The 10,803-nt window shown below is 70.8% G+C and carries 10 protein-coding genes; 4 read left to right on the top strand and 6 right to left on the bottom strand.

All coding sequences use genetic code 11. The features are described 5' to 3' along the window. Window positions 1–95: 95 nt before the first annotated feature. Window positions 96–1,640 carry a hypothetical protein gene (locus WME90_RS00875; protein ID WP_437279142.1) on the bottom strand — a complete coding sequence of 515 codons (1,545 nt, stop codon included), beginning with the start codon at window positions 1,638–1,640 and terminating at the stop codon, window positions 96–98. Window positions 1,641–2,326: 686 nt separating this feature from the next. On the opposite strand from WME90_RS00875, the gene WME90_RS00870 reads away from it, so the two are divergent. After that, the gene (locus WME90_RS00870; protein ID WP_437279141.1) at window positions 2,327–3,238 is read left to right on the top strand and encodes a LysR family transcriptional regulator; all 912 of its coding nucleotides are present in this window, start codon (window positions 2,327–2,329) and stop codon (window positions 3,236–3,238) included. Between the two features lie 106 nt (window positions 3,239–3,344). Here the strand turns inward: WME90_RS00870 and ilvE are convergent, their stop codons facing one another. After that, a complete protein-coding gene (gene ilvE, locus WME90_RS00865) occupies window positions 3,345–4,235 on the bottom strand; it encodes a branched-chain-amino-acid transaminase (RefSeq protein WP_437279140.1) in 891 nt (296 codons plus the stop codon). A 5-nt stretch (window positions 4,236–4,240) separates the two neighbouring features. Then, window positions 4,241–4,954: an IclR family transcriptional regulator gene (locus WME90_RS00860; protein ID WP_437279139.1), complete on the bottom strand. Its 714-nt coding sequence runs from the start codon at window positions 4,952–4,954 to the stop codon at window positions 4,241–4,243. Window positions 4,955–5,205: 251 nt separating this feature from the next. Here WME90_RS00860 and WME90_RS00855 point away from each other — a divergent pair, with 251 nt between their 5' ends. The 3 genes from WME90_RS00855 (at window position 5,206) to WME90_RS00845 (ending at window position 7,250) form a co-directional block, all read left to right on the top strand. Further along, a complete protein-coding gene (locus WME90_RS00855) occupies window positions 5,206–5,907 on the top strand; it encodes an alpha/beta hydrolase (RefSeq protein WP_437279138.1) in 702 nt (233 codons plus the stop codon). A gap of 184 nt (window positions 5,908–6,091) precedes the next feature. Then, window positions 6,092–6,499 carry a cupin domain-containing protein gene (locus WME90_RS00850; protein ID WP_437279137.1) on the top strand — a complete coding sequence of 136 codons (408 nt, stop codon included), beginning with the start codon at window positions 6,092–6,094 and terminating at the stop codon, window positions 6,497–6,499. 181 nt (window positions 6,500–6,680) lie between these two features. After that, window positions 6,681–7,250 carry a hypothetical protein gene (locus WME90_RS00845; protein WP_437279136.1) on the top strand — a complete coding sequence of 190 codons (570 nt, stop codon included), beginning with the start codon at window positions 6,681–6,683 and terminating at the stop codon, window positions 7,248–7,250. 79 nt (window positions 7,251–7,329) lie between these two features. Here WME90_RS00845 and WME90_RS00840 read toward each other — a convergent pair whose 3' ends face one another. From WME90_RS00840 to WME90_RS00830, 3 genes are all read right to left on the bottom strand, one after another. After that, window positions 7,330–8,664 carry a hypothetical protein gene (locus tag WME90_RS00840; protein ID WP_437279135.1) on the bottom strand — a complete coding sequence of 445 codons (1,335 nt, stop codon included), beginning with the start codon at window positions 8,662–8,664 and terminating at the stop codon, window positions 7,330–7,332. Further along, window positions 8,664–9,302, bottom strand: coding sequence for a peroxiredoxin (locus WME90_RS00835; RefSeq protein WP_437279134.1), 639 nt, complete (start codon window positions 9,300–9,302; stop codon window positions 8,664–8,666). The genes WME90_RS00840 and WME90_RS00835 overlap by 1 nt, the downstream gene beginning before the upstream one ends. Before the next feature lie 154 nt (window positions 9,303–9,456). After that, the gene (locus WME90_RS00830) at window positions 9,457–10,779 is read right to left on the bottom strand and encodes a S41 family peptidase (RefSeq protein WP_437279133.1); all 1,323 of its coding nucleotides are present in this window, start codon (window positions 10,777–10,779) and stop codon (window positions 9,457–9,459) included. Between the last annotated feature and the right edge of the window lie 24 nt (window positions 10,780–10,803).

Raw genomic sequence — 10,803 nt, 5'->3', positions numbered from 1 at the left:
GCGTTCGCCAGCGGCGGGGACACGAACCCCGGGGCGCGGCCCGGCAGTCGCTCGGACCGCCGGGCCAGCGCCCTGACAGGGCTCCTGGCGCTCCGCTAGTACATCAGGTTGCCCTGGCCGAGCTGGAAGTTGATGTTCGATCCGAACTGATCGCGCGCGTTCTGGACGCGCGAGATCGCGTTCGAGATCCGGCCCTGGCGCTGCGACCAGGTCGCCGCCGAGAGGCCCGCGGCGATCTCGGTCTTCGCCAGCTGGAGGCGATCCGTGGAGACGGGGTGCAGCGGCGTGCCGCCGACGGCGAGGACCTGCAGCGCGTCGTCGATCTCGGCCTCGGCCAGCTCCATCAGGCGCCTCTGGACGTCGGCGCGCGTGTCGTGGAACTGCTGGACGAGCACCTGGGCGGCGTTCAGGCGCTGCCTTGCGAGGTCGAGGTTGAACGCGGCGTTCAGCACGCGAAGGAACCGCCCGATCTTGATGATGTCGGTGTCGGGGAACTGGACGGGGCTGCCGAACCGCGCCTCGAGCTCCAGGCCTGCCGGCGAATCCCTGAAGAAGTTCGACACATAGAACGCCACCGCGCCCTCGATGTCGTTGCCGAAGGCGTTCGTGTGGAAGAACGGCGGCGTGTCCACGGCCTCGATGAGGGGCGGGGTGCTGAACGTGCCGTCGCCGAACCCGTTGAGAAAGCCGATGTCCAGGACATCGATGTTGGGCGAGGTCAGCCCGGAGCCGCCGAAGCCGCCGTCGAACGCGCCGATGGTGCCCGTCGCCGGGGCCTTCCGGGTGCCCGTGTCCAGGTTGCGGTTGCGCCCCGTGTCCAGGTGGTTCGCGCCCGCGTTGGAGTGGCACACGTTGCAGCGGCCCCGCGCCGGGTCGAGGAACGCCTGCCGCCCGTCGTTCGCCTCGGGATCGGCGAGGTTCACCTGCGTGAGGTTGAGCTCGTTCGTCCGGCCAAGGCTCATCTGGTAGGCGAGCGTCAGATCGAGCTCCTGCTCCGTCGGGAGCCGGAAGGCGACCCCCGGCTCGCGGCCGAGATCCGTCGGGTAGTGCTGCGTGATCGCCCCGGTGAGGAACTCGCGCAGCGAGCCGGTGCCCGGGGCGCCGTCGCCCGACCAGCCCGTGCGATGGACCGGCGGGCTCGCTATCCCGTCCACCGGATCCGGCGTGATGGTCGTCGCCAGCGAGAGCGTGTGCGGGACCGCGCGCATCGAGAACTTGTTGTCGAGATCGTCGAAGCCGTCGATGTTCTCGCGGATCAGGCCGAGCGTCTTCAGCTCGGGCGTCTCGAGCTCCGTCAGCTCCGGGTCCTGCTCGAAGACGAACAGCGGGTCGAACGGGTTATCCTCGAGCAGAGCGTCGATGAAGGGGATGTCAATCGTGAAGTTGTTTCCGACAGGATGGCACGTCCCGCAAGAGCGGCCGTTGCCCTCGAAGGTCTCGCGAAAGAAGATATCTGCGCCCGCGCAGATCTCCCTGGTGACGAGCCCGGCGATCACGCGAGGGTCCTGATCGCAAGCCGCGAGCCGCTGCTGAACGGTGAGCGCGCTCGACGCGGCGTCGAGGGCCTCTGCCTCGCCCTCCGGCGCGGAGGGGGCGCACGAGGCGAGGAGCGAGACAGAGACGATGGGAGCGAGGATCAAGGAACTCAATCTCGGACTTGGCATGACGCTCTCTCTTCTTGTTACGGTTGTTTCGACACCGATTCCGAACCACGGCATTCATGGATGCGGCGCGCCGTCCGGCGGCAACGCCCGCGAAACACCGGAGAAACACCGTGGAAACCAACCCGGCGCTGCGCCGACGACCGACGCGACACCGGCGCTGGGGCGAGCCGGGGCGAGATGGCCGATCCAGGCCATCCGCGCGGCCTCGGAGACACGCCGGAGGCCGCGGAGGTCGATGCCCAGGTCCTTGCGCGCTCGGGCCGAGCCGCCTCGATACGACCCGTGCGGGGGATCGCGCCACAAGCGATCTGAGGCGGCGACTACTTAGCGGACCGGGCCAGACACAGCAATGTTCACAGACGCTCGCAGCACAATTCTGACTTCCTAACGAACATTTACAAAGAGGGTCACGCGACGACATTCCCCGGCTATCCGGCCTGCGACATCGTCGCATGTCGTCGCCACGGCAGGCGGAGCGGGCGCGAGGAGGAGCCGTGAGCCGGGCTCCGTGGGCGTGCTCGGGAGATCGAAGCAGGGCATGGGCGCGAAGAGCGGCGGCATCCCCCCACCTTTTTCGGTGAGGTCAGTGACCTTGCCGGCTCAATGGCCATCCTTTAGGTCGGCCGATGGCGCGCTTCCAACTCATTAGTAGCATGGGTCCCATGCATCCCGTGCATCTTGCTTCGATCGACCTGAACCTGCTCGTCGTCCTCGACGCCTTGCTGGCGGAGGGGAGCGTCACGCGCGCGGCGGCGCGCGTCGGGCTGAGCCAGTCGGCGATGAGCCATGCCCTCGGGCGCCTCCGCGCGTTGATCGACGATCCCGTCCTGGTGCGCACGCCGCGGGGGATGATCCCGACGCCGCGCGCGCAGGAGCTCATCGGCCCCATCCGCGAGGCCCTCGCCAAGATCGAGGCGACGGTCGCGCGCAGCCCGCGCTTCGATCCCGCCACGGCGCGCCGCTCGTTCACGGTCGCCACGGCCGATTACGTGGAGCTCATCCTGCTGCCGGGGCTCGTGCAGAAGCTCGCCTCGGACGCGCCCTTCATCGACCTGATCGCGCGCCCCTACGACAGCGAGATGTGGAGCTCCATGGAGACCGGCAAGGTCGACCTCGCGATCGGCCTGCTCCCCACCTTGCCCGCGGGGTTCTACCGGCAAAGGCTCATCGAGGAGCACTACATGTGCATCGTGCGGAGGGATCACCCCGTGGTGCGCGGCAAGCTCACGCTCAAGATGTACACGAGCCTGTCGCACGCGCTCATCAGCCCGCGCGGCGAGGGCGGCGGCCGGGTGGACGAGGTCCTCGCCGAGCGAGGGCTCTCGCGCCGCGTGGCGCTGCAGATCCCGCATTTTCTTGTGGCGGCCCACATCGTGGCCCAGACCGATCTCGTGCTGACGGTGCCGGCGCGCATCGCCCGGGTGTTCGCGGCGATGGAGGCGCTCCACGTCATGAAGCCTCCCGTGGAGCTCGGCGGGTTCTCCGTGGATCAGGTGTGGCACGAGCGGCACGTGAAGGACCCGGCGCACGTCTGGCTGCGCGGGGTCTTCGCGGAGATCGCCCGCGACTGCTGACCTGCCCTCCGGCGCCCGATGGCGGCCAGATCGCGCGGAAGCGGAAGACGGGGCGAGGCGACGCGCGGCGCGGCGACGGGGTGAATCGGTCGACCGGCGCCCCGGTTCAACCCGGGCCGCCGGGCGCGGCGATGAACGGGACGCCCTCGGTCTCGGCGAGCTGCCGGTGGAGCGACGTCAGGCGGGCCGTGACGGGGCCGCGCTCGCCGCGGCCGATCGTGCGCCCGTCGAGGCTCCTGATGGCGATCACCCCGGCCCCGGTGCCCGTCAGGAACGCCTCGTCGGCGGCGAAGACGTCGAGCCGCCCGATCGAGCGCTCCACGACCGTGAGCCCGATGCCGCGCGCGAGCTCCATCACGGCCGCGCGGTTGATGCCCTCGAGGCACCCGTCGGTGGCGGGCGGCGTCGCGAGCACGTCGCCGCGGAGCGCGAACACGTTCGCCACGCTGGCCTCGGCCACGTGGCCCCGCGCGTTCAAGAGCAGCGCGTCGTCGGCGCCGCGCTGCCTCGCCTCGAGCTTCGCGAGCGCGGAGCCGAGGTAGTTCAGGCTCTTGATCCGCATGTCGAGCGCGTCCGCGTTGGGCCTCCTGTGGCTCGACGTGATGAGCTCGAGGCCGCGCCGCCGCTGCTCGTCGTCGAAGAGGCGGATGGCCCCCACGATGCAGAACAGCCCCGGCCGCTCGCAGGTCGTCGGGTCGACGCCGAGCGGCCCCACGCCCCGCGTCACCACGAGGCGGACGTAGGCCTCGGGCTGGCCGTGCGCGCGCGCGGTCTCCTCGACGATGGCGCGGAGCCCGTCGAGCGAGCGCGGGAGCGCGATGCCGAGCGCCCTCGCCCCGATCTCGAGCCGCGCCAGGTGGCGCTCGATCCGGAAGACGCGCCCCGCCGCGACGCGCATGCCCTCGAACACCCCGTCGCCGTAGAGCAACCCGTGATCCGTCACGTTCACGGTCGCGTCCGCAGCGTCGACGATCCGCCCATCGATCCACGTCTTCATGCCGTTCACCTCCTGCATTCTCCCTGGAGCGCGCGCGCGACCCGCTCGGCGGCGTCGCGCGTGTGGTGCACCGCGGCGTCGTGGCGATCGCCGCGGAGGTTCTGGGCGGCCGCGGCGCAGGCGACGCAGCCGTGCAGGCTGCCGCGCGCGAGCACCGGGGCCGCGATGACCGTCAGCCCGTCGATCCACGCCCCCTCGTTGACGTCGTAGCCGCGCTTCGCGGCGCGCCGCGCGGCGCGGAGCGTGGCGGGGTCCGCGCCCGAGGCGCCCAGGAGCTCCGGCGCGTGCGCGAGGTAGAGCCGGCCGCTCGCGGTGACGTCGACCGGCACCTCGGCCCCGACGGTGGGCGCCGCGCGCAGCAGCCCCGTGCCCTCCGCCTTGTCGAGCACGACGAGCCTCCCGGCGCGCGCGGCGACGAGGAAGAACGTCTCGCCGAAGGCGCGCGCCGCCCGCTCCAGCTCGGGCCTCGCCACGCGCGCGACCGCGTCGAGCCCCTGCGCCCCGAGCCCGAGCCGGATGAGGCCGACGCCGAGCCGGTAGCGCCCCTCCCCGTCCTGCTCCACCAGCGCGTGCGCGGCGAGCGACGCGAGCAGCCGGTGCAGCGTCGCCTTCGGCATGCGGAGCCGCTCCGCGAGCTCCGAGAGCGAGGCGCTGCCGCCGCCCTCGCTCAGCGCCTCGAGGGCACGCACCGCCTTGTCGACCGTCCCGGACCGCTCCATGCTCGTTCCACTATTCGGAATTATGTTCCGATTAATGGTATAGCTCCATCCCGCGCCGCGGTCGAGGGAGCGCCTCGGGTGCGGCGCGGCGCCGCGGGATCGCCGCGGCGCGGCGGGCGGAGGCGCGCGGGGACCGGCGGCGGCGCGGGGAGAGCGGGCTCAGCGCTGCGGGTGAAGCGCGCTGGTGTCGCTCGAGGGGGTCGGATAGCGTCCTTCGGTCCCGCCGTGAGGTGCGGAGAGGAGAGGAGCACATGCGCAAGATCTCATCGGTCGTACTCGTCCACGGCGCCTGGCACGGCCCGTCGTGCTGGTCTCAGGTCGCGTGCCGGCTGCTCGGCAGCGGGCTCGACGTCCGGGTGCCGGAGCTGCCGAGCGCCGGGCCCGGCGCGGGCGAGCGGGGCGGCCTCGCGGCGGACGCGGAGGCGGTGCGGGCAGCGCTGGCCGAGGTGAGGGGCGACGCCGTCGTCGTCGCGCACTCCTACGGGGGGTTGCCGGTCACGGAGGTGGCGGCCCGCGCGGGCAACGTCGCGCACCTCGTCTACCTGTGCGCGTTCATGCTCGGACCGGGGGAATCCCTGCTCTCGGCGATCGGCGGCCAGGAGCCGCCCTGGTGGATCACCTCCGCGGACGGCCGGACGTGGGTGCCCGACCGCGCGCGCGACGTCTTCTACAACGACTGCACCGACGAGGTCGCGGCCGCCGCGGCGGCGGCGCTGCGGCCCCAGGCCAAGGCGTCCTTCATGGATCCGCTGGGCGCCGCGGCCTGGCAGGAGCTGCCCTCCACGTACGTGATCTGCGAGCGCGACAACGCCATCCCGGTGTTCGCGCAGGAGGCGATGTCGCAGCGCGCGAAGCACGTGCGGCGCCTCGACGCGGGCCACTCTCCGTTCCTGTCGCAGCCGGACGATGTGGCCGCGCTCGTGCGCGACATCGTCGCGGCCGCGGCCGGCTGAGCCGACGCCGGCGCGCGGCGCGGCGACGTCGGGGCAGCCGTCGCCCGCCCCTGGCGCCCGGGACAGCATCGACATTTCTGCTCGGCCAGCGAAACGGCAGCCGAGAGCAGCCGTATCCCGTGTGCAAGGGGGCCTGTCGCGACACGCAGGCCCGCGCTCGACGCCTGCCGCGGAGGATCACGCCATGACTGTCCTGAACATCGCCTCGATCGAGAAGCTCAGCCTGCCCGGGCTCACCCATCAGACCCTCGCCGGCCCGCGCGATGGCCTCCGGAGCGTCGAGGTGTGGATGCAGACCATTGCGCCGGGCGCGCAAACACCGCGTCACCGGCACGCGTGCGAGGAGGTCGTCGTCGTCCTCCGCGGCTCGGGAACGTGCGAGATCGATGGCTCGGCCCTCCCATTCGGCCCGGGCTCGACGCTCATCCTGCCGGCGGGTGTCCCGCACCAGATCGCGAACACGGGGGAGGACGAAATGCACGTCATCGCCGCGCTCAGCGTGGCGCCGGTCACCGTGGAGACACCTGCTGGCGAGCGCATCGAGCTGCCGTGGGATCAGCACCGCTTCGTTCGCCACGGGGGCGAGCTCTGACACGCAACCCCGGTATCACCGGCTGAGCCAGGCTGCCTGTTACCGCCCGGCGAGGGTCGCCTTCGTGGAGCGACCGGGCGGGCGTGCAGTCTTGTTCTGCTCGGCCGTATCGGGCTGCCCTGCTGGGGCGCAACACGCGGCGTCCTCGTTCGTGGCATGGGGGTTGCCGTCCAGCGCCGGCATGAAACTCAACACGCTCTTCAAGGTCTTTGCGCTGGGTGTTGGCTTCCCGTTCGCCGCTGGCTGCACCGTTGCCTCCGAGGAGGAGCCCGTGGCCTCCGAGGAGGAGCCGGCGGGTGGGCAGCAGGCGCTCGGCGCGTCGTCCGAGGCCGAGGGGACCTGGCTCTCCACAAGGTACTCCTTCGGGTTCTGCAGGGGCGAGTGCATCACGACGGTGTCCCGCGACGGTGTGGACCTCTCGCTCACGGCCTGCACGCACACCCAGGGCTGTCCCCGCTCGAACCGGGCGACGCTGACCGACGCAGGCTCACGAAAGCTCGAGGAGATCGAGGACGCGCTGGCGGGCGCCCGCCTCGACAATCGCTATGGTTGCCCCGACTGCGCCGACGGCGGCGCGACGTCGGTGCGCCTGCGCCGCGATGGCCACGAGACGTCGCACCTCTACCAGTACGCCGACGCGCCGGCGCCCCTCGTGGCGCTCGACCGCCTGGTGACCGATCTCCGCCTCGGCCTGGACTCCTGCACGCCGGGGCCGCTCCTGAAGCTCTCGCCTGGGTGCAAGCCCAGGTGAACGCGCTCGCGCGGAGATCGCCGCCCGGCTCGCCTCGGGGAGCCCCGCTCCCGGCCGGCGCCGCCCGCCGGAACGAGCGCTACCCGTCGTCCGGCACGTAGAGCTTCACGTCGTCGAACTCGGCGGTGCCCTCGTAATAGTTGATGTGCGGATCACCGAAGAAGAAGTGATCCGGGTAGGCCGACCCCGCCGGCCAGGTCTCGAAGGTCTTGCCGAAATCGACCGTCTCGTTGTGGCCTTGCGCCTCGATCTCGTCGGGGCGCTGGTTGTAATGCCACGTCACCGGCGGCTCGCGGAAGTCCCTCCGCGCGGCGTATGTCGTGCTGCCGCCATGGTGAAACCTGCCCGCCGCAGACATCGCATAACCCCGGCCGTCGCGCTCGATGGTGAACACGTAAGCTTCCCTGTCGAGGTACTTGTCCACGAAGACAGGGCCGTCCTTCCACCCGCCCGCGGTGTACGAGGTGAACCCGTTTCCGGTCCACGGGCTCCCGAAACCGTCGCCGCGGAGCCAGATCATGCTCACATAGCGTGACCCGTCCTGCTCGGCCCGTCCGGTCGCCGGGTTCCAGACCTCCGACCAGGGGCCGTCTTCACCGAAGTTGTTGTCGGTGTCCATCACCACCTTCCGGTGGTGATGGATGAAGACGTTGTTGTGGGGGGCCGGCCGCGGATAATCGGTGATGCAGAGAAAGTAAACACCGTTATCGGAGACGGCCGACCGGGGCTCGGCGCTGCGATCGCTGAACCGCCACGGGTCGGCCAGCTCGCCCCCGTCGTATCCGTTGGTCTTGCCCCCGTGCGTCCAGCTGCCCTCGCGCAGGCCGCCGAAATCGATGTTCGAGACCGTCACCTCCACGCGGTACCGCGCCGGCAGGGGCGCGGTCGAGCGGAGGATCGCGCCGTCGTAATGGCGGGTGGAGACGAGCCTCGCCTTGCCGCCCACCGCCTCGAAGCGGCCGCCCGTCTCGGGGACGCCGTCGCGGTCGCTGTCGCGGCCGTACAGCTCGACCGTGAGCCAGCCCCCCTCACCGTACGTGAAGGACTTCCGGAACGATCGGAACCTCCGCAGCCCTTGCCGAAACACCTCGCCGCCCCGCGCGGAGAAGAACTCGCCGTCGTCGTCGAAGGCATCGACGTGATAGGGGCTCTCGTCGCCATACGGATCCTCGGTCCACGCCGCGGGCTCCTGGAACGGCGCATCGAAGGTCTCGTGGTGGACGAGCTTCCAGCCGGCGCCGGCGGCCCGCGCCGCCGGCTTCGGCCCGCCGCCGCTCGCCCCGAGCGCCTCGGGCGCAGGCGCGCGCGAGCACGCCGCCGGCAGCAGGGCGAGCGCGGCGAGGCGCCGCGCTACCCGTCGCGCGCGCGCGCTGGACTCAAGGCGCGCGCGGGCGGCGCCGCGCCGCATCGACATCAGCGGTTGGGCTGCGGGGTGAGGCGCAGGTACGGGCGGACGGCGTTGTATCCCTTGGGGAACTTCTGGGCGAGGACCGCGGGGTCCTGGAGCGAGGGGACGATCACCACATCATCGCCGTCCTTCCAGTTCGCGGGCGTCGCCACGGAGTGGCTGTCCGTGAGCTGGAGCGAGTCGATGAGGCGCAGGAGCTCGTCGAAGTTGCGCCCCGTGCTCGCCGGGTAGGTGAACGTCGCGCGGATCTTCTTGTTCGGATCGATGACGAACACCGAGCGCACCGTGAGCGTGTCGCTCGCCTGCGGGTGGATCATCCCGTAAAGGCTCGACACCTTCCGATCCACGTCGGCGAGGATCGGGTAGTTCAGCTTCGTGCGCTGCGTCTCCTCGATATCCACGGACCAGCGCTTGTGCGAGTCGACGTCGTCGACGCTGAGCGCGATGGGCTTCACGCCGCGTTTGTCGAACTCTGCCTTGAGGTTCGCGACCGCGCCGAGCTCGGTCGTGCAGACCGGGGTGAAATCCTTCGGGTGCGAGAACAGGATCACCCACGAGCTCCCGGCCCACTCGTGGAATCGGATGGTCCCGTGCGTGGACTCTTGCTCGAAATCGGGCGCGATGCTTCCGAGTTGCAGGCTCATGACAGTCCCTCCTTGTCGCGGTCCAATCTCCGCTATGGCGGAGGAATCTCCGTCAAGCCGCTCATCGTGTCAAGCCGAGAGCGGCGACGTTTCGCGCTGGGACACGCCGCCGGCGAGCGGCCTGCCGCGCCGCGCTTGGCCGCGTGGCCGCGCCTCAGAGCGCGCCGATCTCGCGCCGGAGGCCGTGCCACGGGGTCTCCCGCGGCGGCGAGGCGCGTCGCTCGCCCGCCCCGCCCGGCTGCGCCGCGCTCGAGCACTCGCCGTGCTCCAGCAGGTGCAGGACCTCGGCGAGGCACGCCTCGTCCGGCTCGCCGAGCTCTGCGCGGAGCGTGTCGTCGGCGGCGCAGTCGGGGGGGAATCCGTCGTAGAAATCCCCCTCTTCCTTCGCGTTGAGCACCCGGAACGCGATCGGGTGCACGACCTTGTCGCAGCTATCCCACCCGTACATGCCGACGGGTTTGCCGTGCGTCGTCGAGCCGACGATCTTCACGTCCATGTAGGCGCGGAGGCTGTTGATCAGCGTCTCGCTCGCGGAGGCCGTCCCTCCGGACGTGATGACGACCAGCCGGGACAGGGGGAGCGGCGCCTGGTCGAGCTCATCGAACGTGGCCCGCTTGTCCCAGTCGCGGTGCCGGTCGTTGTGCGCGGTGAGGTCGAGCAGCGCGCCGGCCTCCGCCGGCCGGTGGATCAGGCTCGCGAGGTGCCTCTCGACGGTGAGGCGCCCACCGCCGTTGTAGCGCAGGTCGAGCACCAGCTCGTCGATCTGGCTCTCCCTGAACGTCGCGAAGGCGCTGTCGAGCTCGCTCACCGAAGGCTCGATGAAGGTGGTGAGCATGAGATATCCAACGGTCGCGTCCCCAGCCTGCACGACCCGCGGGCTCACGACCGAGGAGATGCCATACCACGCCTTCCGGAGCACGACCGTGGAGGTCTCGTCGCCCGCGCGCTCGATCGTCAGCGACATCTCGTGCCCTTCCTCATCAGGGCCCGCGAGCTCCTCCCAGAGGTCGTCGCTCACGACCTGCTCGACGTCGATCCCACCGATCGCCAGCACGGCGTCGCCCCGCCGGAGGCCGGCCTCTCCGGCAGGCGAGCCCGGCTGGATCAGCGAGAGCCGGAGGATGTTCTCCTTGTCGAAGCTCCACCGCAAGCCGAAGCCGAGGGCCTGTCCCTCCTGGAAAAACGCATCGTCGGCGCTCTTGCTCGAGATGTAGCTCCAGCGGTCTCGCGGGTCGTTGGCGAGATCACGGAGCAGCGCTTCGGGCGACGGGTACGCGCTGTAATCCACGTCGGGTACGCCGTCGTACCAGAGATAGGCGTCCTTCATCAGCTCGAACAGGAACCGGTTCTGTCCCTGCGGCGAGCAGTCTGCCTTTGGCTCGGAGTCGCCCTCCGAGGCGGTGCAGCCGACCGTCGCGGAGGCGGCCAGCGCGAGGGTGCATGTGGAGAGGAGCGCGACGAGCTTTGAAGCGACCATGCGCCTCAGCACACCACGAAACGG

This window comes from Sorangium sp. So ce375 (genome assembly GCF_051473855.1).
Lineage (GTDB): Bacteria > Myxococcota_A > Polyangia > Polyangiales > Polyangiaceae > Sorangium.
This window is presented reverse-complemented; position numbering and strand designations above follow the sequence as displayed.

What these genes read in the sequence shown, in the direction of transcription:
- WME90_RS00870 (WP_437279141.1), top strand. Translation starts at nt 2,327, where the DNA reads ATGCATCCCGTGCATCTTGCTTCGATCGACCTGAACCTGCTCGTCGTC.
- ilvE (WP_437279140.1), bottom strand. Translation starts at nt 4,235, where the DNA reads ATGAAGACGTGGATCGATGGGCGGATCGTCGACGCTGCGGACGCGACC.
- WME90_RS00860 (WP_437279139.1), bottom strand. Translation starts at nt 4,954, where the DNA reads ATGGAGCGGTCCGGGACGGTCGACAAGGCGGTGCGTGCCCTCGAGGCG.
- WME90_RS00855 (WP_437279138.1), top strand. Translation starts at nt 5,206, where the DNA reads ATGCGCAAGATCTCATCGGTCGTACTCGTCCACGGCGCCTGGCACGGC.
- WME90_RS00850 (WP_437279137.1), top strand. Translation starts at nt 6,092, where the DNA reads ATGACTGTCCTGAACATCGCCTCGATCGAGAAGCTCAGCCTGCCCGGG.
- WME90_RS00845 (WP_437279136.1), top strand. Translation starts at nt 6,681, where the DNA reads ATGAAACTCAACACGCTCTTCAAGGTCTTTGCGCTGGGTGTTGGCTTC.
- WME90_RS00840 (WP_437279135.1), bottom strand. Translation starts at nt 8,664, where the DNA reads ATGTCGATGCGGCGCGGCGCCGCCCGCGCGCGCCTTGAGTCCAGCGCG.
- WME90_RS00835 (WP_437279134.1), bottom strand. Translation starts at nt 9,302, where the DNA reads ATGAGCCTGCAACTCGGAAGCATCGCGCCCGATTTCGAGCAAGAGTCC.
- WME90_RS00830 (WP_437279133.1), bottom strand. Translation starts at nt 10,779, where the DNA reads ATGGTCGCTTCAAAGCTCGTCGCGCTCCTCTCCACATGCACCCTCGCG.